Origin of the sequence: Sorangium sp. So ce394, from assembly GCF_051474665.1 — a bacterium.
Taxonomy (GTDB): Bacteria; Myxococcota_A; Polyangia; order Polyangiales; family Polyangiaceae; genus Sorangium; species Sorangium cellulosum_D.
Genome location: NZ_CP150339.1, coordinates 12,014,642 through 12,036,387 on the forward strand (window position 1 = coordinate 12,014,642; position 21,746 = coordinate 12,036,387).

The following is a 21,746-nucleotide window of genomic DNA, read 5'->3' on the forward strand; positions in this document are numbered from 1 at the left end:
GCCGGCGTGTGAAACGGCCAGTTCACGGCGGCGTGAGCCGTCGCCGGAGGGGTGACGCTGGGGGCGCCGTGCGGTCCTTCTTCATCTCCTGCGATGGGAGCACGGTAGGCCGGTACCGTCCCGAATACGGTGTCGTCATAGGGAGCCGCGTCGATCGGCGCATCGGAGAGAGGCGGACAGAGGCTCGTGCCCGCGCCCTGCGCGCTCCCGATCTCGCCGTCGCTCGTCAACGCGCAGCCGGCTCCGAGCACGACGATGGCCTGGAGCGAAAGCGCCAGGCAGAGCACGGCGATCGCGTGACAGCGTGATCGGCGGGTCCTGTCCTCCCGCGCGGAGACGTGCTTGCGTGCGATGTTCATCAAGATGGTTCCCCCTGGCGTTGAGCCGGCGTCGCTGGCGGCAGGCGCGACCGCCATTGTGGCCCAGGTCACTATGCCGGGCGAACTGTGCCGTCAACGATGCCGGCGCGTCGGCGTCGTGCTCAGGGAAGCGTCACGCGTCAGGCAGGGATGATGGCGCGAACGCCGGGAGAACCGCGCTCACCGCGGCCGGAGCACGGAGAACAGCGCGCGCGGGAGCGGGTCCAGGGTCCCCTGATAGACCGTCTCCTCGCTGGAGAGGAGCTCGAACTCGGCCCCGAAGATCTCGCGGATGTCCTCGGGCGTGAACCGATACGGCCCCTGATCCCACGACTCCACCGCGCTGAAGCACTTGAGGAACAAGAACCCTCCGGGCGCGACGAGCCGCTTCAGCGTGCGGACGTAATCGCCCCTCCGCTCCGGCGGGAGCGTGTGGAAACAGCCGCGGTCGAAGACGACGTCGAACCGGTCGTCGAGCCGGCTGTCCAGGATGTCGTCCTGCACGAAGCGCACGGCGGCGCCCCGCTGCGCCGCCTGCGCCGCCGCCCGATCGATGGCCGCGTGCGACAGGTCGGAGCCGGTGACGTCGAACCCGCGCTCGGCCAGCGCGAACGCCTGCGTGGCCGGGCCCGTGCCGAGGTCGAGCGCCCGCCCTCGCGCGACCTGCAAGCGCTCGAGCGCCCGCGCGAGATCGGGATCCAGGCCCGCGTGGTACCAGGGCAGGCTCTCTGCCGGGGTGTTTCGATACAGCTCTTGCCAGTCCGGGAAGTTTCGCTGCTCGCTCATGCAGAACTTTATAGCCCCCCGGAGCGGCGCCGCACCCGACGTTCTCGTGTAGGCTCCGGCGCATGCAGCGGCGCCGGAGCGGAGGGGCAAGGCGGTGAGGATCACGTGCGTGGGGGGCGGGCCGGCGGGCCTCTACGCCGCGCTGCTCGCGAAGCAGCGGGACCCGCGGCGAGAGGTGGTCGTGCTCGAGCGGAACCGGCCCGACGACACCTTCGGCTTCGGGGTCGTGTTCTCGGACGCGACGCTCGACAACCTGGCCGAGGCCGACCGCCCGACCTACGACGCGATCCGGGGCAGCCTCGCCCACTGGGACGAGCTCCACGCGCACTTCGGCGGGCGCGTCCTCGTCTCGACGGGGCACGGCTTCAGCGGCCTGTCGCGCCGGAGGCTGCTCGCGATCCTGGAGGACCGGGCGCGCGAGCTCGGCGTCGTCCTGCGCTTCGAAGAGGAGGTGACGGACCCGGCCGAGGCGCTCGCCGGCAGCGATCTCGTGGTCGCGGCCGACGGGGTGAACAGCCGGATCCGCGAGCGCTTCGCCGACCGGTTCGCGCCGCGCATCGACGTGCGCCCGAACCGGTTCGTGTGGCTCGGCACGACGTTCCCCTTCGACGCCTTCACGTTCTACTTCGAGGAGAACCGCCACGGCCTCTTCCGGGTGCACGCGTACCGCTACGAGCCGGACCGCTCCACGTTCATCGTCGAGTGCCGCGAGGAGACCTTCCGCCGGGCGGGCCTCGACCGCGCGAGCGAGGACGAGACGATCGCGTACTTCGAGGAGCTCTTCGAGGGCAAGCTGAAGGGGCACCGGCTGCTCAAGAACAGGAGCGTCTGGCGGAGCTTCCCCACGGTGCACAACGAGCGCTGGAGCTTCGAGAACGTGGTGCTGCTCGGGGACGCGGCGCACACGGCGCATTTCTCGATCGGCTCGGGGACGAAGCTCGCGCTCGAGGACGCGATCGCGCTCGTCGACAGCCTGGGGCGGAGCCCGCGCGTGCCGGAGGCGCTCGCCGCCTACGAGGCCGAGCGCAAGCCCAAGGTGCTCGCGTTCCAGCGGGCCGCGCAGGTGAGCCTCCAGTGGTTCGAGAACACCGAGCGCTACATGGCGCTCGACCCGGTGGAGTTCATGTTCAGCCTGCTGACGCGGAGCCTGCGGGTGACGCACGAGGGGCTGAAGGCGCGCGATCCGGCGTTCGTGCGCGAGGTGGACGCGCACGTCGCGCGGAAGGCGGAGGCGCAGTCGGGGGCGCGCGTCGCCGCCGGGGGCGGCGGCCCGCCGCCGCCGATGTTCACGCCGTTCCGGCTGCGGTCGCTCGTGCTGGAGAACCGGGTCGTGGTCTCGCCGATGTGCCAGTACTCGGCGGAGGACGGGCGGATCGACGACTGGCACCTCGTGCACCTCGGCAGCCGGGCGCTCGGCGGGGCGGGGCTCGTGATCACCGAGATGACGGACGTGAGCGCGGAGGCGCGCATCACGCCGGGCTGCGCCGGGCTCTACCGCGCCGATCACGCCGAGGGGTGGCGGCGCGTCGTCGACTTCGTCCACGCGCGCTCCCGGGCCAGGATCGGCGTCCAGCTCGCGCACGCGGGGCGCAAGGGCGCGACGAAGCGGCTCTGGGAGGGCATGGATGCTCCGCTCGAGCGCGGCGCGTGGCCGCTCCTCAGCGCCTCCGCCATCCCGTACCTCCCGGGGAGCCAGGTCCCGAAGGCGATGGATCGCGGGGACATGGATCAGGTGACCTCGGATTTCGTGCGGGCGGCGAGGTGGGCGGACGAGGCCGGGTTCGACCTCATCGAGCTGCACTGCGCGCACGGCTACCTCCTGGCGAGCTTCATCTCGCCGCTCACGAACCGGCGCGACGACGCGTACGGCGGGCCGATCGAGGGCCGGATGCGCTATCCGCTCGAGGTGTTCGACGCGGTGCGGGCGGCGTGGCCGGCGGAGAAGCCGATGAGCGTCCGCATCTCGGCGACCGACTGGGCGCCTGGCGGGCTCACGACGGACGATCTCGTCGCGCTGGCGACGATGCTGCGGGAGCACGGCGCCGACATCCTGCATGTCTCGGCGGGGCAGACGGACCCTTCCGGCAAGCCGGAGCACGGCCGGCTGTTCCAGACGCCGCTCGCGGAGCTCGTGCGGCTGGAAGCGAAGGTGCCGACGATCGCGGTCGGCAACATCCAGAGCTACGCGGACGTGAACAGCATCATCGCGGCCGGCAGGGCGGACCTGTGCGCGCTCGCGCGGGCGCACCTCTACGACCCGTACTGGACGCGGCACGCCGCCGCGGAGCAGGGGTTCGACCTGGAGTGGCCGCCTCAGTACCGGTCGGTCGCGGGGTACACGCTCCGCATGCGCTGACCCGGTGTCCATCGTCGGCGGCGACGGCGCGGGGGCGCGCTGCGCCCGCGGCGGCGTCGAGGATCAGCGCGGCGCTTGCGCGCTGCGCCTCCGCCTTGCAGAGTCGCCTGATCCGATGGCGCCCGAGGACGTCCGCTTCCGCGAGCGCGCACCACACCCCCTCTTGCGCGGTGCGGTGCAGAGCTACTCCTCCTACGAGGAGCGACACACGGTGGGCACGGAGGAGCACCGTCTCCTGCCGGAAGCCAACATCGATCTCGTGTTCCACTGCGGCGATGCGCGCATCGAGGGGCGCGATGGCCGCCTGCGCCCCTTGCCGCCCGTCTTCGTGATCGGCGTCCGGGACGAGCCCGCCCGGATGGTGTCCCGCGGCCTTGCCCGCGTGATCGGCGTCCGCTTCCACCCGTGGAGCGCGCTCTCCTTGCTCGAGCGCGAGGCCGATCTCCGCGGGACCTGCACGACGGTGGGCGCTGGGCTGCGGGCGCTCTCCGAGCGCGTGGGACCGCTCCTCGAGCGGGGCGCCTGCGACGCGGCGACGCGGCTCATCGAGGGGTGGCTGCTCGAGCGGCAGCGCGTGGCACGCCCTCTCGACGGCCCGGTGACGGCGGCGGGCCACGCGCTGCACGCGAGCCACGGCAGCGCCCGCGTCGGCGCGCTGGCCGGGCGACTCGGGCTGTCGGTCCGGCAGCTCGAGCGGCAGTTCAAGCGGGCTGCTGGCCTGTCCCCCAAGGCGCTCGCGCGGCTCATCCGCTTCTCCCGGGCCACCGAGCGGCTCGAGCGCGTTCCGGACGCGAGCCTCACCGCGCTGGCCTTCGAGCTCGGCTACGCGGATCAAGCGCACTTCATCCGGGAGTTCCGCGCCTTCACGGGCATGAGCCCCGGGAGGTACGCCGCCGAGGTTCGGCGCCGCTCGCCGCACGGCGAGGGCGCGGGGGGCGCGCGGGACGCGGGGGACGCGGATCGAGGCGAACACACGCGCGATTGAGCCGCTGGCGAACGCGCGCCGATGTCGCGTTTGTTCAATCGGAGGCGGCGCTGGGATCGTTACGGTCGCCGCATGACGAGCACCGTCGAGCGCCGCTCCGGCGCGGGCCTGCGCCCTCGGGCGCTCCTGCTCCTCCAGGCGACGGCCTTCCTGAGCGCGGCCGGCAACGGGCTGGCCGCCCCGGTGGTCCCCTTCCTTGCCGCGCGCTTCACCGGCGACCCTGCCCATGCGGCGTCGGCCGTGGGCCTGCTGAGCGCTTCGTATTCGCTCTGCGCCTTCTTCTCCGCGCCGGCGCTCGGGGCGCTGAGCGACGCGACCGGCCGCCGCCCGGTGCTCCTGCTCAGCCTCGTGGGCTCCGCGGCCGGCTACGCGCTGTTCGGCCTCGCCGACGCCCTCCCGCTCCTGCTCCTCGGGCGCATGATCGACGGCCTCACGGCGGGCAACGTGGGCACGGTGTTCGCTTATCTGGGCGACACGGCGCCCGACGAGCAGCGCGCCCGGAGCTTCGGGCGGGTGGGCGCGATGTTCGGGGCGGGGCTCATCGCGGGCCCGGCGCTCGGCGCTCTGGCCCTGAGGCTCGGCCTGAGGGCGCCCTTCTTCCTGGCGGCCGCCCTCACCGCGTTGAACGCCGCAGGCAGCTACCTGTTCCTCGCGGAGAGCCTCGCCCCCGAGCACCGGGCCCGCGCGCTTTCGTGGCGAAGGCTCAACCCGTTCTCGCAGCTCTCGGGGCTCTTGCGCGTGAGGCACCTCCGTCCCCTCCTGACCGTGGGCGCGCTCTTCACGACGGCCTTCGTCTCGCTCCAGGCGACGTTCGCGCTCCTGGCCAAGGACCGGCTCGGGTGGGGCGCCGACGCGGTGAGCTTCGCCGTGATCGCGGTCGGCGCCACCGATGTGTGCGTCCAGGGGGTCCTGCTGGAGCGCCTGGTCAGGCGGCTCGGGGACGCGCGCGTGCTGGCGCTCGGCCTCTCCCTGGTCGTCCTCGCCCTCGCGACCATGGGCCTCGTCGCGAGCCACCCTTCGGCGCCGGCGTTCGTCGCGGCCATCGTGGCGATCGCGGCCGGCGAGGGCCTGCTCACGGCCTCCTTCTCCGCGCTCCTGTCGCGGGCCGCCGGACCGGCCGCGCAGGGGCAGGTGCAAGGCGGCCATCAGGCGCTGCAGGAGCTGGGCTATGCGACTGTCCCGCTCGTCGCCACCCAGCTTTACGCGCGGGCCGGCATGGGCGCGCCATTCTGGGCGGCGGCCGCGGCCGCGGCGCTCGCTGGCGTGTTCCTCCGGGCGAGCGTCGTCGAGGCGCCCGCGCCCGGCGGGGGACCTTCGTGACGAGAACGGCCAGCGCCTGACGCCCTGAGCGCGCCGGAGAGGCCCCTGGGCGAGCGCGGCGCGGCAGCGAAAAAAAAGTGGAGGCCGGGCCTTGATCCTCACGCTACGTGAGGACCTAGCCTCCGGGGCATGGACGTCCTCCCCCGCCCTGGAAACAGGGGAAGCACCATGCGTTCAGCACCGTTGAAAGTCGGCGATCTCGCCAAGCAGACCGGCCTCTCCGTCCGTACGCTCCACTATTACGAGGAGATCGGGCTGCTGTCTCCGTCGCACCGCACGGCGTCGGGGCACCGGATGTACTCGGCAGGCGACGTCGCCCGGCTCCAGCAGATCAAGTCGTTGCGCGAGCTCGGCTTCAGCCTGGAGCAGATCACAGGGTGTCTGGACAGGCCGGGCTTCTCTCCGCTGGAGACGATCGAGCTGCACCTGGCGCGGCTGCGCGAGCAGATCGCGCTGGAGCAGAAGCTCTGCGCGCGGCTCGAGGGTCTGGCAAGCGTGCTTCGCGCGGGGGAGGGCGTCTCTGTGGAGCAGCTCCTTCAAACCATCGAGGTGATGACCATGATCGAGAAGTACTACACCCCAGAGCAGCTCGCGGAGCTCCAGCAGCGCGCGGAGGCGATCGGCCCGGAGAAGATGCGCGAGGCCGAGTCGGCGTGGAAGCAGATCTACGAGGACATGCGGGCGGAGATGCAGAAGGGATCCGATCCGAAGAGCGAGCCGGTGCAGCAGATCGTGAAGCGCATGCGGGAGCTCATCGACGCGTTCACGGGGAAGAATCCGGGGATCGAGCGATCGCTGAACCGGATGTACCAGGAGGAGCCGTCGATGAGGAACCAGCACGGGATGGATCCGGCGCTGCACGAGTTCATCGGCAAGGCGATGAGCTAGGTTGCTGCGCGGTAGACAGGTAGACAGGTAGTCGGTAGGTGTTCGGCGGGGCCCCCGCGCCACGCGGCGGGCTCCGTCCCCTCGCGCCTGCCGCTTCGCCCACGATTACGCCCCTCCAGCATCGGCCCATCCCCGCGATCCCATGCTGGATTTCGCTCGCTCGGACCGACTTCCTGGAGTACGGTAGCATTGGAATGCTGACACGATGCTGAGACGATGAACGAACGACCGAGCTCGACGGGACTCGAAGGCGAGAACGCGGCCCTGCCCCAGCGCGCGGCCGAGCAGGAGGATGCCCGGGCGAAGCTGGAAGCGCTCTGCTCGGTGATCCCGATGTTCGTCGCCTTCATCGATCGCGACGGGATCCTCCAGGAGGCGGTCCCGACGCTCATCATCACCGCCGAGATGGCCAGGCAGGGGCGCAACACCCGGATGGGCGCGGTGGTCCGAGACGACCACCTCGAGCGCTGCATCGCGGTCATCCGGGAGTCGCTCGCGAACCGGACGATCCTGCGCGTCGAGTACCCCATCATGATGGGCCAGGACGAGCTGTGGTGCGAGGCCACCTGCAAGCCCTTCACGAACGACACCGTCCTCTGGGTCGCACACGACATCACCGCGCAGCGGCAGCTGGCGCACACCCAGGCGGAGCTGCGCGACTCCCAGGAACAGGTGATCCGGGCCCAGCAAGCCGCCCTGCGCGAGCTGTCCACGCCGCTCGTCCCGCTGGCCGAGGGCGTCGTCGCCATGCCCCTCATCGGCACCCTCGACAGCGCCCGCGCCCAGCAAGCCATGGAGAAGCTCCTGGACGGCATCGTCCAGCACCAGTTTCACACCGCCATCGTCGACGTCACGGGCGTCAGGAACGTCGACGCCGAGTCCGCCGACGCCCTGCTGCGCATCGCGCGCGCCGCGCGCCTCCTGGGCGCCCAGCTCATGCTCACCGGGATCAACCCGGACACCGCGCAGACCTTGGTGGAGCTGGGGGTCGACCTCACAGGCATCACCACCCGCAGCACCCTGCAGAGCGGCATCGCCCACGCCCTCGCCCGAGCAGGCGCGCGCCCCGCGACGCCCGCGTCCGCTGCCCCCACCTCGGCCGCGCGCGCCCGGCGCGACCCCCAGGGGAGCTGATCCCTCGACGCCATGCCCTCCGGCGCTCCGGCGACACGGGAGAGGCGCCACGCCCGCCGACCGCTCGGATGCGCTCGCCGCCAGCGGCCGCCGCGTGTTCCAGCGAGGCAGCGCGAGCGGCAGCCGGCCCACGATCGCACACGCCGTGATGTGGCCTTTGTGCCGCGTGAGGCAATTCGCGCCACGCGCGACGGCGAAGCCAGCAAGCGCCCGGCGCGAGCGGGACCCCCGGCGCCGACGCGGGCAGACCGGCAGCCCCCCTGTCCGCCCCGCTGCCGCCGCGCCCGGCCTGGCACTCGCGTTGCTCTCTCCCAGACGGCCGCCCCGGCGGAGGCCGCCCAGGAAGAACGCAACGGCGCGCCGCGCGCCCCTGCAGTGAAGGTCTGTCATGTACCTGCCCGGAAAAGAAATCCCCTGGAAGGATTTTCTGAACGACATCAAGCAGGAATGGGTCAAAGACAAGGTCGACACCGTCGCTGCTGCGCTGACCTTCTTCGGCGTCCTCTCGATCTTCCCGTTCCTGCTCTTCGCGGTCGCCCTCGCCGGACTGGTCATCGATCCGGCCGAGTCCGCGCGGCTGATGCGCGAGTTCTACCAGATGGCCCCGCCCGCCGTGGCGAACATCCTGGGCGAGCGCCTCCAGGCGCTCACCGAGGGGCAGAGCCCGGCGCTCCTGACGGTCGGCGCGCTCGGCGCGGTCTGGGCCGCCTCGGGCGGCGTGATCGCGCTCATGGACGCGCTCAACGCCGCCTACGGCGTCGAGGACAGCCGATCGTTCCTCAAGCGCCGCGGGATCGCCCTCCTGGTCACGCTCGGCGGCGCCGTCCTGCTGACGCTCGCCTCGGCGCTCGCGGTGGCCACGCCGGCGGTCACCGAGCACCTCGGCCCGCTGGCGACGCCGATCCTCTGGCTGCGCGTGCCGGTCTCGGCGTTCATCGTGATGGCCGTCCTGGCGGCCCTCTATTACGTGCTCCCCGACGTCGAGCAGAAGTTCAAGTTCATCACCCCGGGATCGGTCGTGGCGGTCGTGATCTGGGCGATCGCCTCGCTGGGGTTCTCCTTCTACGTCAGCCGCTTCGGCAGCTACGAGGTGAGCTACGGCGCGCTCGGCGGCGTCATCATCCTCCTCCTCTGGATGTGGATCTCCTCGATGGCGGTGCTCCTCGGGGCCGAGATCAACGCCATCATCGAGCACCGCTCGCCGGACGGGAAGCGCACAGGCGCCAAGGACGCGGAAGATACCGGAGCGGACGTCCCCAAGGCCGCGAAGGAGGAAGGTCAGGAGTCCGCGCTCCCGGCCAGCGCCGGCCGCCCCCCGCGCGAGAGGAGCGCGGGCGGGGACATCGCGCTCCCCCACCCCGCACGCTCGAACCGCTCGGAGCTCCACGGGGGCAGGGCCTAGAGCGCCGATCGGCTTGACCTGTTCACCGGAGCCCTCTCATGCCGCACAGAACCATCGCTTCCACATCGCTGCTCATGTTGATCGGCGCGCTCGCCGCGGGCTGCCAGGGCGCCCAGGGCGGTGCGGCCATGACCCCCGTGCCCGCCGACGGCACGAGGAGCGCGGAACCCGGCGGCGCGGCGGACCAGGAGGTGGACGCTCCGGTCGGCGCCGGCGGCGCGCCGGGCACGGGCGACCAGCAGGGCTGCACCGGCGGCCCGCTCCTCAAGTACGTCGGGCAGAGCCCGGACCAGTGCGCCCGGATGCGCTTCGTCTGCGACCCCGGCTGGACCTATTTCAGCGACGATTGCGGCTGCGGCTGCACGAAGCAGCCCTGAGCCGCGGGAAGCAGCCCTGAGCCGGCCGGGCCGGCCCTCGACAAAAACACCTCGCGCTGGGCGGCCTCCGGCATCTAGCATCGGGGCCCGCATGCGCCCCCTTCTCATCGTGAATCCCCGGTCCAGCGGCGGAAAGACGGCCAAGCTCTTCGACGGGATGCAGGAGCCCATCCAGCGCATCCTCGGCGAGGTGGACATCGTGCGCACGGAGCGCCCGCGCCACGCCGTCGACCTCGCGCGCGAGGCCGCGCTCGGCGGGCGCGAGACGGTCGTGGCGGTCGGCGGGGACGGCAGCGTCAACGAGGTGGTGAACGGCCTCATGCAGGCCAAGGACCGGGGCGCTTCGGGCACCCGGCTCGGGATCATCGGCGCGGGCACGGGCGGCGATCTCTGCAGGACGCTGAAGCTGAACCACCGGCTCGACCACTACTGCACGGCGATCGCGAGCGGCAAGGCGCGCCCCATGGACGTGGGCCGCTTCTCGTACGAGACGCACGACGGAAAGCAGGCCGAGGCGTTCTTCGTCAACGTCCTGTCCGCGGGGATGAGCGGGCTCGTGGATCGGATCGTCAGCGAGACGACGCGGGCGCTCGGCAACACGCTCGCGTACACGATGGCGTCGTTCCGGGGCCTCGTCCGCAGCCGCGTCGGCCGGGTGCGCTGCGTGGCGACGCTGCGCGGGGAGCGGCGCGAGCTGGAGCTCGCGACGCGCACCGTGGCCATCTGCAACGGCCGCTTCTTCGGCGCGGGGATGCAGGTCGCGCCGATGGCGCGGGCCGACGACGGCGTGTTCGACGTCATCGACCTGGGCGGCGCGCCCCACCTCCGCTTCGCGGCCGTGTCGACCGGCATGTACACGGGCGCGCACATCCGCCACCCGGACGTCCGCCACTTCCAGTGCGATCGCATCGAGCTCACGCTCCTGAACCGCGACGTGGAGCACGCGTTCCTGCTCGACGTGGACGGCGAGCCGCTCGGTCGGCTGCCGATCACGGTCACGCTGGAGCCGAAGGCGATCGAGGTGCTGGCGCCGGCGGATTGAGGGGGCGGAGGCCCGTTGATCGGGCACGGGAGCCCACGTCCCCTCAGGCGAGGCCGGCCTTTCCCCGCAGCACGCGCCGGAGCTCGACGAGCACCGGCGGGATTCGGCCAAGCTCCCGCATCTTGCGGGCGATCTCTTTGGCCAGGTTGAGGTCGCGGTCCGACGAGCTCGGCCGGGGAGGCCGCGCTGGCGTGCGATCGAGGCCAGTGACGTTCGATCGAAGGAAACGGAAGATCTCCTTGCCCGAGAACGAGCTGATCCAGCCGTCGCCCTCCAGCTCCTTCTCGAACACCTCGCAAGCGGCCTCGATCCGCTGGACGCGCGCGCTGCTCTGGCTCCAGCGCTGCCAGGCGGCGCCGTGTTCGGGCCAGTAGGCGCTCTTGTCCAGGGTTCGCTTCACCTCATCGAGGGGCTGCAGCCCCGCGGGATTGGCGGGGCGCTCGGGAAAACCTTTGCCCAGGTCCCGTTGCATGTCCCAGAGCACGCAGCAGCAGCCCATCCAGAACCGCATCTTCCGTGCATGGTCGTGAGCGCGCTCCTGGATGCGCGCGGCTGGTTCGCTGCCGGACAGCGACGCCAGGACCTCGAAGTCGAGGAGCAGGTTCTCCATCTCGTGCGCCGGCAAGCGGAGCACTCGGCAGCCGGGCGATGTCCAGCTGTCCCTGTTGTCATCGTCGAAGTCGCGGTCTACCACGCCGTAGACATGCGGCCCGCGCGGGCTCGCGTTGACCATGTGCGTGACGCCCGGTTTGCCTTCGCTGATCAGCACGTTGATCTGCGGGTCGCTCCACACGTCGGTGAGGACCGCGTGGGTCACGGGATCTTCCACCCAGACGGTGAGCGGCCCCCGGTACAGGTCGCGCAGGGTCGTCTTCATGCGGGCGGGTTCGCGGTGGGCTGCTCGGCGTCCTCATCACCGCCGCGCTCTTCCAGGTGTGCACGCGGATCCTCGTCCTCGACGAGGATGAAGCGCTCATAGCTCAAGGCCGAGTCCAGGATGGCCTCCGAGTGTGTCGCGACGATGAGCTGCGTCGTCGGGGAGAGCTCCCGCAAGGCAGGGACGAGGAGACGCTGCCATTGAACGTGCATGTGCTGCTCGGGCTCGTCGATCAGCATCACGTCGGTCGGCGCGTCCCGGAAGATGAGTGGACCGGCGAACGCGAACAGAGACACTTGGCCGGAGCTCAGGCGATCCAGCGGCACCATGCGCGGGATATCGGGCCGGGCAGGAGCGAGCCGGCGCGCCATCTCGAGGCTGGTCACGTCCTCTGGGATGGGGCGGTCGTCTCGCAGGACTACCTCGTCGCCGGAGCCTGGATCATTGCTCACCGGGATCACGTCGAGCGTCTGCCCGGCGCCGTTGAAGCGCTCCCACAGGCGCTGCAGGCGGGCGAAGGGTCCGTCGCCCAGGGCGGTCCGGGCCTCTCCATTGGCAGGCGCGCCAGCGACAGGCGTACCGCGCCGCGCCTGGGCGCGCAGATCGCGGTAGTATGCGCTGATCAAGCGCCGTTTCAGCTCGCGCAGCCGGTGCCCCTCGACATCGGATCGCGCGCCGCCCGGATTGACGATCTCGCCGAGCGCCTCGGGCTCACGCCGGGCGGAGAAGTACTCCACGTTCGCGTCGAGCCGAGCATGCGTGCTCCAGTCGAAGCCCGGGAGGGCCTCTTGTTGGGGCTCATCGCCACGAGGGCTGAAAAACGTCCTCGAGGACGCCGGCATGTCGTGCGCGAAACGCAGCTGGGTATGAAATTCCACGACCCCGTTGCGGTCCGGGAAACGAAACTCGCCCCGGAGCTCCAGGGCCTCAGCCCCGAAGCGGATCTGCTCCCGAAGGGGCGCCGCATCGCGAGGCAGCTTGTCGGGCCGGTGCAGCAGCAGGAGGATGGCCTCCAGCAGCGCCGTCTTACCAGAGCCGTTGGCCCCCGCGAGCACGACGAGATCGAGCGCCGCCCCTTGCGCGTCGCGCAGATCGAGGCTGATCTCGTCGATGCCGCGGAAATCGCGGACGTCCAGCCTCGTGAGCCGCAAGCCGGACGCTGGTAGCTCGGTCGACATGGCGTCTTTGTACGCCGCTCGGCGGGATATCACCAGCGCGAGCACCGGCAACGGTGGCCCGGATCGACGCACCCCGTCATCGCTCCCCTGCCGAGCCACCTCCTGGGAGGTCGCCCTCGCGGCAACGTTTCCGACCCTCCCGTCCCCCCGTCCCGCTCCCCTCGAGCCCGTCGAGCCCGCGCCCCAGTGGTGGTAAGGGATCTCGCATGAGCTTCACCGATTCACCCGGCGAGCTTGCCCCGAGCTCGTCCGCTGCCCGCGCTTCCTCTGCTCCCCGCCTGCTGGTCGTCGGCTGCGGCGGCATCGGCGGCATCATCGCCGCGCACCTGTTCGAGCAGAGCCACGACGTCACCGCCTTCACCACGAACCCCCTCATCGCCGACGCCATCAACGCCGCCGGCTTCCGCGTGCGCGGCGAGGCGAGCCCGGGCACCGTCCGCGGCCGCGCCGTGCGCGAGCTCGGCCCGGACACCCGCCCCTTCGACTACGTCCTCCTCGCGACGCAGCCGCCGCAGGTCGAGGAGGCCGCGCGCAGCGTGGTCGCGCACCTCGCCCCGACGGGCGCGATGGTCTGCCTCCAGAACGGCCTCTGCGAGGAGCGCGTCGCCCGCATCGCCGGCCCGGAGCGCACCTTCGGCGCGATCGTCGCGTGGGGCGCCTCGATGGTCGAGCCCGGCGTGTACGACCGCACCTCGAGCGGCGGCTTCGTCCTCGGCCGGCTCGACGGCGCCCGCGACGGGCGCCTCGACGAGCTCGCGCGCATCCTCGAGGCGATCGGCCCGACCACCGTCACCGACAACCTCGCCGGCGCGCGCTGGTCGAAGCTCGCCATCAACTGCGCCATCTCGTCGCTCGGCACCATCGGCGGCGACCGCCTCGGCGCGCTCCTCCGCCACCGCTTCGTCCGCCGCCTCGCGCTGGAGATCATGACCGAGACCGTGCAGGTCTCGCGCGCGTCCAGCGTGCGCCTCGAGAAGGTGGCCGGGACGCTCGACCTCGACTGGATCGCGCTCACCGACGCCGAGCGCGCCGCGGTGGGCTCGCCGGGCCTGTTCGCGAAGCACGCGCTGCTCCTCGCGGTCGGCGCGCGCTACCGCCGCATGCGCTCCTCGATGCTCGCGGCCATCGAGCGCGGCCGCCCGCCGGCGGTCGACTTCCTGAACGGCGAGGTCGTCGAGCGCGGCGCGGCGTTCGACATCCCGACGCCGATCAACGCCGCGGTCCGCGAGGAGGTGCTCGCGATCGCCGCGCGCAAGCGCAAGCCGAGCCTCACCGCGCTGCGCGCGCTGTTCGACCGGACGCGCGAGCTCGTGGGTGCGCCCTCGTCGAACCGGCCGCCGCCCGCGACCGCGACGGGCGAGCCGTCCGCGGCGGCGGCGAACGCCCAGGCGGCCGCGTCGGACGAGCCGTCCACGACGGGAGGGAGCGCCCCCGCGGCCGCGCCGGACGAGCCGTCCGTGGCGGCGACGGACGCCCCGGGCGATCGCGAGGGCGCGTAGCGCGGGGCGCGCGGCGGCCGCCGGCGGCGAAAAAGACGAAAGCACGCCGAGGGACACGGCGACGTGTCCCGGCCTCCGCATCGTCGCGGATCGCGCGCTCCGCGTCGTCGCGGCGCGATCTCTTTGTCGCGCCGGCGCGTCGAAGTTCGGTAGCATCGGGCGTCTCTTCCTGTGGATCTCGAGCAGGTCCCTCGACGAGGAGCCCTCATGACGCACTCCCCGTTCGCTCTCCCCTCCCGGCGCGGCGCCGCGCCCTTCGGCCGCGTTCCCCTCTTGCTGCTCGCCGCGCTCGCCGCGTGCGGCGACGGCGGAGGCGGCGGCGGCAGCGGGGCCGCCGGCGGCGGAGGCGGCGGCGAAGGCGGCGGGGGTGGCGGGCCCGTGATCGAGGAGCCGAACCGGTTCCGGCTGCGCATCGACGACGCGGAGGTCCCGTCGGTCGTGCTGGAGCTCGACAAGGAGAAGGCGCTCCAGGTCTTCGGGGAGGACGGCGCAAAGCAGATCACAGTCCTCAACGTCGACACGACCGGCCTTCTGCAGAGCGCGCTCGAGCAGATCCGGGAGGCGTGCGGGATGTCGTGGCAGAACGACAGCGTGGACCCCGGCCACGACTGCTCGGTCACCGCGCTCGGCCAGACCTTTGGGGCGCCGTGGCAGACATCGTCGGAGTTCGCGCTCGTGCGCTTGCTGACCATGACGCCCGCCAACGCCGATGTAACGGGGACAACGCTCGCCGACTTGCAGCGGATGATAGACGGCAACCCGACATTGTTCGAGGTCTCCTTCGCTGACATTCTCGCTGAAAGCCTCGGAATTGCTCGAACCGACCCGTTCGTGCCGATACCGAAGCTCATCCCCGCGCTCCAGCAGCAACTGCTCGGCACGCATCCTGCCATCTCCGGGGAGGACGGCGCTAGAATGGCTGTCTCCCTCTACGAGGCCCTGCACGATCTCCGACCGCTCGACGAGAGACTCGGCCCCTCGGGCGATCACCCGGGCGTGCTTGTCCCTGATGACGAGACGTTCACGACGCAGAGCAATGTCCTCTCGCCCGAATTCCAGATGCGCGTCGTCGCGGAGTCCGGGCTGCGCCGCGTCTCGGGCATCGATCTCTCGCGCGGCGGCGGCGATATGTTCCTTCGAGACGGCGACGCACCGCTCCGCTTCGACTTCAGAGACCCCGAGAAGCTTCGGATCAGTGGCATCGCCCAGGAGCCGACGGTCGACATGCGTATCTCGTTGCGCGAGCTCCCCGGCGCGGTTCCGTCATGCGTCAGCCCGCTCACCACACCGGTTCCGGAGTGCGAAGGCAACTACCCGGACTCCCCTGTCGGCACGGACACCGTCTGGACGATCGACCCATTCTTGCTCGAGAGCGTGGTCGGCAAGGCGGCGTACATCACTTACGGAGAACGTCAGTTCACGAAGTGCTACTTTGAGTTCGATGGCTGCCAGATCGGTGTCGATATTGGCCAGGGCAGCCATCCGAAGGGCTGGGCGGTGTTCACCAACACGCTCACCTTCATGGGCCGGCCGCCGCCCAAATCGCCGGATCCCCAGTTCCTCTGGGAACTGCTCACCGAGGTCGGCCAGATCGCCATCCACGACCCGACCGGCGACGGCAATCCCGATATCGTGGAAGGCAGCGCCGAGCCGGTCTACGCGCTCCATGGCGTCGGCATCGGCATGACAGGCGAGGAGGTGCTCGCCGAGCTCCGCGAGACGCTGCAGAGCCAGGCCAAGGAGATCGCCGAGATCATCCTCGGCCGGTACTGGGTCAACAACGACGCGCTCGACTTCTACTACGGCCGCGCCGCGCCCGACGGCGCGCCGACCTTGTTCTTCGTGGCCGAGGACGACCTCCGCCCTTCGGATCAAAGCTCGGACGCCCCCCGCGCCTACACTTACGAAAAGCCCGGCTTCTTCACGAGCCGGGATCTCGACGAGGCGAGCAAGGTCTCGAAGAAGGAGCTCGAGGGCGTCGCCGACACCGCGCACGAGAAATACCGGCTGCCGCCGGGCGATACCACGCTGTACATGCAGGACGACGAGGGCGCCGTCTACGAGGTGCGCTTCCACGTGCCCGACGGCGACGATCCCGTGCAGATCACCGCCGACGTGGAGAAGCTCTGATCATGGTGAGGCTCTGATCATGATAGCGCGAGACAGCACCCGCCCCGCCGCCCCCTCCCCCCGCCGGCCCTCCCGGCTCGGCCCCCTGGCCGCCGCCGCGCTCTCCGCCGCGCTGCCCGGCTGCGTCGACGCCGTCACCGTCGACCAGCCGCCGCCCCCGCCGGCGCTCGGCGTCAACGAGAGCCGCACCCTCACCCTCGAGTTCCTGCGGTTCGACGCGAAGCGCTTCGCCAAGACGCTGACGCTCGACGAGCTCAAGGCCATCCCGCGGCCCACGCTCGAGGGGATCTGGCTGCTCGATCTCGACATCGCGGCCCTCATCGAGAACGCGCTGCTCAAGGTCATGTACATGCCCCCCGCCGAGATCGACGCGCTCTCGCCCGCGTCGAAGAACCTCGTCGGGCTCCTGAACATGACGCCGGAGAACGCCGATCTCCGCGGCACGAGCCTCGAGGGCCTGCTCGGCGTCGGCAACGCCGTCGGGCTGCCGACGTCGAAGATCCTCTCGGACCTCGTGGGCGTGGCCGGCAACGAGCGGCTCATCCCCGTCCAGATCACGTCGCAGGCCGTCCTGGAGAACCTCGTCAGCACCCACCCGAACACCCAGCGCCGGAAAGGACCGACGGACGACGAGCACCCGGACGGCATCTACCCCGTCGCGCCCCACTCCATCCCCGTCACGCTCTACGACGTGGTCACCGACTTCGCCGGCCTCGCCGAGCAGTTCGGCCCGACACCGCTCGATCCGGACGACCCCGAAGGGGCGAAGCACCCCGGCTTCATCAAGGCCGCCGCCGGGGTGAAGGCGGCCCTCGACGACTTCACGATGACGGTCCGGGTCAACGTCAACGCCCTCCCGTACAAGGGGGTCGACGCGACGATGGCCGACGTCGCGAGCATCAACAGCACGCCCGGCCAGATCGACACCCTGTTCGACTTCAGCGAGCCGGACTGGCTCGAGCTCGCCAACCTCGCCAAGAACCTCAGCATCGGCGAGCTGACCCTGGCCATCCCCGAGAGCGCGATGCACCTGCCGGGCGGCACGAGCCGGGAGCCCGCGCCGCGCGGCGACTCGCCCGTGTGGGAGCAGCCGCTCTGGGAGTTCGAGCACATCCTCGCCCGCGCCGGCGAGCTCAAGGCAGCGCAGATCGAGGAGCATTGCTCGAGCTACGGGCCCCAGGGCACCTCCACGAGCGAGTTCCAGCCGGTGAAGGTCTGCATCGACGGCACCGGATGGACCGAGATCAGCGTCGATAGCAGCATCGTCCTCGAAGACCCGCCGCCCCCGCCGTCGTACTTCTGGGACATCCTCCTCGAGGTGGCCCAGGCGCGGCTCCACGACGGCGGCCTCGCCGAGGGGGAGGCCGACCTCGAGGTGACCCTCCGCGACGTCCCGGTCGGCGTGAAGACCGAGGATCTCGTCGCGAGCATCAAGGAGAACCTCGCGAAGGATCCGGCGGTCCTCAAGGACATGGCGATCGAGCTCAACAACAACGCCGCCGGCGATGCGGACTTCTATCTCTACCAGCCGAGCACCGAGAGCGGCGTCGCCGGCCAGCGCGATTACCTCTACTTCGTCGCGCCCGACGACATCCGCAAGGACGACGAGGGCGAGCGCGTGCGCGACTATGCTTACGAGAACCCGGGCTTCTTCGCCGACACCGCGCTCACGAAGAAGGTGTCGACGATCGAGGAGATCGACGGCGACGCGCTCCACGAGAAGGTGGAGGTCCAGCCAGGAGATACGCTGTATTTCGCGGACGACGAGGGGCGCCGCTACGAGATCAGGATCGGCGACAAGCCGAGCGCCCATCGCCTCTCGCTCACCCTCACCCGGATCCAGTGATCGGCCCCCCCACCGTGAGGACCCGTGTCATGACAGGAGCTCTGCCGACCCCGCGGCCCCGCGGCCGCGCGCGTGCCAGTGGACTGAAAAGACGTGAGCTCGCCGCGCTGGCGCTCGCGACAGGCCTCGTCTGCCGGACGGCGGGCGACGCGCGCGCCTCGGGCATCGACGCGCCGTGGGTGACGAGCGGCGCCTCGGGCCCCACGACCGCGGACGCCGCCGCCGTCTACTGGAACCCGGCCGCGCTCGCGGGCGTCGAGCGGCCGGAGCTCATCCTCGGCGCGGGCCTCATCGTCGGCCACGCCACCTATGAGCGCGAGCGGCGCGGCACCTATCAAACGCCGGACACCCTGCAGTTCAAGCTCCCGCTCGATCCGGCGAACGCCGCCCCCGGCAAGACCGGCCCGGCCGAGCAGGTCTCGACCACGCCGATCGCGCCGACGGGCAACGCGTTCCTGGCGATCCCGGCCATCCCGAAGCGCCTCACCGTGGGCGTCGGCCTGTACGTGCCGTATGCCGCGGCGCTCAGCTTCCCGGACGGCGCGCAGCGCTGGCAGCTCCAGCAGGCGTTCATCGTGGCGAGCTCGCTGACGGCGGCCGCCGGGCTCCAGGTGACCGATCAGCTCTCGGTCGGCGCCGGCCTGTCGTACGTCGGCGGCCTGGCCGAGCTCTCGAAGGTGCAGGACTTCGCCAGCCTCAAGGAGTTCCACGACGGCCTCGACTACCTCAAGCAGGACAACGACTTCGGCCCGAGCACGCCGTCCGAGCTGCGCGAGCTCGACGTCCTCGCGCGCCCCATCGCGCTCAAGCAGGCGCTCTCGCACGGCGCCTCGTTCCACCTCGGGCTCGCGTTCAATCCGAACAAGGACCTGCGCTTCGGCCTGACGTACCAGCACAGCACCGCGATGCGGTACAAGGGCAAGTTCGCGATCGACATGAACCACCCGTTCTTCACGCAGGATCTGGCGGAGCAGGGCCTGCGCTACAAGCCGCTCGTGGAGGGCGACGCGGAGCTCTCGTTCACGCTCCCCAAGCGGCTCACGGCCGGGGTCGGCTACCGGGTCAACGACAAGCTCAGCATCGATGGCCTCCTTTCGTACGTGCTCTATTCGGACATCGAGGCGTTCGTTGTCACGGCCTCCTCGCCGGACCTCGCCCAGCCGAAGCTCGGGATCACCGATCGCGTGGCCGTGACCCTGCCGCGCCGGTGGAACGACACGGTGTGGGTGGAGGCCGGCGCCAAGTACCGTTTCAGCGAGGCGTTCGTCGGGACGGCGTCGGTCGGCTATCAGTCGCCGGCCTCGCCGGACAGCACGATCGACGTGGCGTCGCCGGACAATCACCGGCTGATCGGCGACGTGGGCGGCATCTTGAAGGTGAGCGACAGCGTATCGCTCTCGGGCGACGTCCGCGTGCAAGGCATCTTGCCGCGCACGGTGACCGAGTCGGACTACGACCTCGGCAACGGGGAGTACACGCTGGTGCTCACGACCGTGGGCGGACACCTCAAGGTCGTGTTCTGATCGAGGCCGATCGCCGCGCGGTCACGGCCCGCACAGCTCGAGATCCGGCTTCGGCGGCGCCGGGTACGCGTCCGTGGCGCGCTTCGCGAACTGGCACTGCAGGTCGTCCGGCAGGCACCCGCCCTGCGGGATGCACGCGCCGTCCTCGTCCGTCCCGAGACACAGGCAGTCCTGATCGCCGGGCTCGCAGATCTCCACGAGCTCCATCATCCCCTCGTCCTCGTGGTTCAGCTTGTGGCAGTGCAGCACGAACTGACCCGTGAACTTCCGGGGGTTCATGATCACGTCGCGCGGCCCGTCCTCGACCTGGACCCACATCGTGTCCCGCCAGTGGGGGAAGTTGGGCTCCTTGTTCGACTTGTTGGGGCACACAAGGAAAGGGTTGATGTGGATGTGGAACGGGTGGCCGTCGAACGCGCGGATCTCCCACCGCTCCGGGCTGCCGACCGTCATGATGCGGTCGCTCCGGTAGCCCCGCAGCCGCCGATCGTCGAACTTGCGGCAGCTGATGTTCGGATCCGGGCAGAGGCACACCGGCGCGTCGGGATCGATCTGGTGCGGGTGGTCCTCCGGATCGCACGACATGAGGGCCACGTCCGAGCTGAGGTCGGGCGGCTGTGACCCCGGCGTGGGCACCAGCAGCACCACCTTCTGGTGCACGGTCTCGACCGAGTCGCAGCTCACCTCGGTCATCTGCCCGTCGACCATGCCGGTCCACGAGGTGGGCTGGGCGAGCGCGGCCACGTCCGCCTCGCTGGGCAGGTTGACCTCGGTCGGCTCACCCGCGCTCCGGCTCACGTCGATGACCGCGATCACGCTGCCCAGGAGGTCGTTCGGCCGCCGGCCGACCAGGCAGAGCGTCTGCTCCTGCTCCGGCATCTTCACCATCACGTCGGCGCGGTAGCCCGGCGACACCCACACCGTGTCGCTCCGATACAACTGCGGGAGCGTCAGCCCGTCGCGCGCGATCTGCGTCGTCTCGATGGGCGCCTTGTCGAAATCGGAGCACGCCGCGTCCTTCGCGACGTGGAGCTTCATCCCCATCTCGTCCGGGCTGCCCGCGTACACCATGCGCCAGCGCTCCACCTGCCCGGGCGGCGTCACGATCCGCGGCCTCAGCTTGCCGTTGATCAGCGTGGCCCGGAGCGTCTCGACCGCGAGGAAGTCGAGCACCGACAGGTTGTCCTCGGTGCAGTCCTCCCCCTCTTTCAGGGGCACCGTGTTCTCGTGATCGATGGGCACCTGCGTCATCACCATGACCCGCTCTCGCGCCTTCGCGACGCCCGGTAGCTCGTCGAGCTCCCCCTCGATGAGCAGCGCCCCGGCGGCGCCGTCCATGACCTGGATGGCCGTCGAGCCGTGGATGTGCGGGTGATACCAGTTGGTCCCCTCGTGATGGATCCCGTCCTCGTCGATGTCCCAGCGGTATCGGGCGCTCTCCCCCGGCCCCACGTGGTGCAGCACGTGGTCGCCGAAATACCGTGCGTCCGGGGCGCAGCCGTCGCCCTCGCACGGGTCCTCGGCGTCGTCCGTCGCAAAGTTGGGCTGCACGTGCAGGCCGTGCGCGTGCAGGTTCGTCAGGTTGAAGTCGTGACACGACCTCGACCCGTGACCCATCATGCTCGCGATCTCGCGGAAATCGCTCCTCGTGAAGTCGTTGCGCAGGTTCACGTGGATCCTGCGGTCCTCGCCCTTCGGGACGCGGATCGTGGGCCCGCTCGTCATCCCGTTGTACGCGCGGAGACAGAACCGCCGTCCGCCGATCTCCACCGCGCTCGGGCCGTAGCGGAGCTCGTAGGCCCCGTCCTTCCCGGGCTGGAGCTCGGGCGGATCCTCGTACATCGGCGACACCGGCGTCGCGCCCGTCTCCTCGTCTCCGCCGGCGCCCGCGCACGCCGCGGCCCCAAGGGCCACCGCCGCGATCGATCCCGCGCGCATGAGCGCGTGTGAAGCGTCTCGTCCCATCGGCTTTGCTCCTCCGGGAACGACACTATCGATCCGCGCCGGACGCCGATGGCCGAAGACGGTCACCCGCTGGCTCGAA

The 21,746-nt window shown here is 70.8% G+C and carries 16 protein-coding genes; 12 read left to right on the forward strand and 4 right to left on the reverse strand.

Going from position 1 to position 21,746, the window contains the following annotated elements:
* Positions 1–539: 539 nt before the first annotated feature.
* The gene (locus tag WMF33_RS44455; protein ID WP_437334250.1) at positions 540–1,145 is read right to left on the reverse strand and encodes a class I SAM-dependent methyltransferase; all 606 of its coding nucleotides are present in this window, start codon (positions 1,143–1,145) and stop codon (positions 540–542) included.
* Positions 1,146–1,239: 94 nt separating this feature from the next.
* Here WMF33_RS44455 and WMF33_RS44460 point away from each other — a divergent pair, with 94 nt between their 5' ends.
* The 8 genes from WMF33_RS44460 (at position 1,240) to WMF33_RS44495 (ending at position 10,649) form a co-directional block, all read left to right on the forward strand.
* Complete coding sequence (locus WMF33_RS44460; protein WP_437334251.1) at positions 1,240–3,501, forward strand: bifunctional salicylyl-CoA 5-hydroxylase/oxidoreductase; 2,262 nt, start codon at positions 1,240–1,242, stop codon at positions 3,499–3,501.
* Between the two features lie 4 nt (positions 3,502–3,505).
* Positions 3,506–4,486, forward strand: a complete 981-nt coding sequence (locus WMF33_RS44465; RefSeq protein ID WP_437334252.1) for a helix-turn-helix domain-containing protein — start codon at positions 3,506–3,508, stop codon at positions 4,484–4,486.
* 72 nt (positions 4,487–4,558) lie between these two features.
* Entirely contained in the window at positions 4,559–5,806 is a 1,248-nt protein-coding gene (locus tag WMF33_RS44470) for an MFS transporter (protein ID WP_437334253.1), read from the forward strand.
* Positions 5,807–5,974: 168 nt separating this feature from the next.
* Positions 5,975–6,694, forward strand: a complete 720-nt coding sequence (locus tag WMF33_RS44475; protein ID WP_437334254.1) for a MerR family transcriptional regulator — start codon at positions 5,975–5,977, stop codon at positions 6,692–6,694.
* A gap of 216 nt (positions 6,695–6,910) precedes the next feature.
* Positions 6,911–7,828, forward strand: a complete 918-nt coding sequence (locus WMF33_RS44480) for an STAS domain-containing protein (RefSeq protein WP_437334255.1) — start codon at positions 6,911–6,913, stop codon at positions 7,826–7,828.
* Positions 7,829–8,216: 388 nt separating this feature from the next.
* Positions 8,217–9,230 (forward strand): YihY/virulence factor BrkB family protein, encoded by a 1,014-nt coding sequence (locus tag WMF33_RS44485; RefSeq protein WP_437334256.1) that lies wholly within the window; start codon positions 8,217–8,219, stop codon positions 9,228–9,230.
* 38 nt (positions 9,231–9,268) lie between these two features.
* Positions 9,269–9,607 (forward strand): hypothetical protein, encoded by a 339-nt coding sequence (locus tag WMF33_RS44490; protein ID WP_437334257.1) that lies wholly within the window; start codon positions 9,269–9,271, stop codon positions 9,605–9,607.
* Between the two features lie 91 nt (positions 9,608–9,698).
* Complete coding sequence (locus WMF33_RS44495) at positions 9,699–10,649, forward strand: diacylglycerol/lipid kinase family protein (RefSeq protein WP_061623843.1); 951 nt, start codon at positions 9,699–9,701, stop codon at positions 10,647–10,649.
* Between the two features lie 43 nt (positions 10,650–10,692).
* Here WMF33_RS44495 and WMF33_RS44500 read toward each other — a convergent pair whose 3' ends face one another.
* Together WMF33_RS44500 and WMF33_RS44505 are read right to left on the reverse strand one after the other, a co-directional pair.
* The gene (locus WMF33_RS44500) at positions 10,693–11,526 is read right to left on the reverse strand and encodes a hypothetical protein (protein WP_437334258.1); all 834 of its coding nucleotides are present in this window, start codon (positions 11,524–11,526) and stop codon (positions 10,693–10,695) included.
* Positions 11,523–12,704, reverse strand: coding sequence for an AAA family ATPase (locus WMF33_RS44505; RefSeq protein WP_437334259.1), 1,182 nt, complete (start codon positions 12,702–12,704; stop codon positions 11,523–11,525). Before WMF33_RS44505 ends, WMF33_RS44500 begins: the two co-directional genes overlap by 4 nt.
* A gap of 206 nt (positions 12,705–12,910) precedes the next feature.
* On the opposite strand from WMF33_RS44505, the gene WMF33_RS44510 reads away from it, so the two are divergent.
* The 4 genes from WMF33_RS44510 (at position 12,911) to WMF33_RS44525 (ending at position 19,702) form a co-directional block, all read left to right on the forward strand.
* Positions 12,911–14,203, forward strand: a complete 1,293-nt coding sequence (locus tag WMF33_RS44510) for a ketopantoate reductase family protein (RefSeq protein WP_437334260.1) — start codon at positions 12,911–12,913, stop codon at positions 14,201–14,203.
* Between the two features lie 273 nt (positions 14,204–14,476).
* A complete protein-coding gene (locus WMF33_RS44515; RefSeq protein WP_437334261.1) occupies positions 14,477–16,333 on the forward strand; it encodes a hypothetical protein in 1,857 nt (618 codons plus the stop codon).
* 19 nt (positions 16,334–16,352) lie between these two features.
* Entirely contained in the window at positions 16,353–18,179 is a 1,827-nt protein-coding gene (locus WMF33_RS44520; RefSeq protein ID WP_437334262.1) for an acetyltransferase, read from the forward strand.
* Positions 18,180–18,208: 29 nt separating this feature from the next.
* Complete coding sequence (locus WMF33_RS44525; RefSeq protein WP_437334263.1) at positions 18,209–19,702, forward strand: outer membrane protein transport protein; 1,494 nt, start codon at positions 18,209–18,211, stop codon at positions 19,700–19,702.
* Between the two features lie 21 nt (positions 19,703–19,723).
* Here the strand turns inward: WMF33_RS44525 and WMF33_RS44530 are convergent, their stop codons facing one another.
* Positions 19,724–21,667, reverse strand: a complete 1,944-nt coding sequence (locus WMF33_RS44530) for a multicopper oxidase family protein (protein ID WP_437334264.1) — start codon at positions 21,665–21,667, stop codon at positions 19,724–19,726.
* Between the last annotated feature and the right edge of the window lie 79 nt (positions 21,668–21,746).

Bases quoted from the DNA above. Each gene is read 5' to 3' on its own strand.
- WMF33_RS44455 (WP_437334250.1), bottom strand. From the start codon at position 1,145: ATGAGCGAGCAGCGAAACTTCCCGGACTGGCAAGAGCTGTATCGAAAC.
- WMF33_RS44500 (WP_437334258.1), bottom strand. From the start codon at position 11,526: ATGAAGACGACCCTGCGCGACCTGTACCGGGGGCCGCTCACCGTCTGG.
- WMF33_RS44510 (WP_437334260.1), top strand. From the start codon at position 12,911: ATGAGCTTCACCGATTCACCCGGCGAGCTTGCCCCGAGCTCGTCCGCT.
- WMF33_RS44495 (WP_061623843.1), top strand. From the start codon at position 9,699: ATGCGCCCCCTTCTCATCGTGAATCCCCGGTCCAGCGGCGGAAAGACG.
- WMF33_RS44490 (WP_437334257.1), top strand. From the start codon at position 9,269: ATGCCGCACAGAACCATCGCTTCCACATCGCTGCTCATGTTGATCGGC.
- WMF33_RS44520 (WP_437334262.1), top strand. From the start codon at position 16,353: ATGATAGCGCGAGACAGCACCCGCCCCGCCGCCCCCTCCCCCCGCCGG.
- WMF33_RS44480 (WP_437334255.1), top strand. From the start codon at position 6,911: ATGAACGAACGACCGAGCTCGACGGGACTCGAAGGCGAGAACGCGGCC.
- WMF33_RS44475 (WP_437334254.1), top strand. From the start codon at position 5,975: ATGCGTTCAGCACCGTTGAAAGTCGGCGATCTCGCCAAGCAGACCGGC.
- WMF33_RS44525 (WP_437334263.1), top strand. From the start codon at position 18,209: ATGACAGGAGCTCTGCCGACCCCGCGGCCCCGCGGCCGCGCGCGTGCC.
- WMF33_RS44485 (WP_437334256.1), top strand. From the start codon at position 8,217: ATGTACCTGCCCGGAAAAGAAATCCCCTGGAAGGATTTTCTGAACGAC.
- WMF33_RS44530 (WP_437334264.1), bottom strand. From the start codon at position 21,667: ATGGGACGAGACGCTTCACACGCGCTCATGCGCGCGGGATCGATCGCG.
- WMF33_RS44470 (WP_437334253.1), top strand. From the start codon at position 4,559: ATGACGAGCACCGTCGAGCGCCGCTCCGGCGCGGGCCTGCGCCCTCGG.
- WMF33_RS44505 (WP_437334259.1), bottom strand. From the start codon at position 12,704: ATGTCGACCGAGCTACCAGCGTCCGGCTTGCGGCTCACGAGGCTGGAC.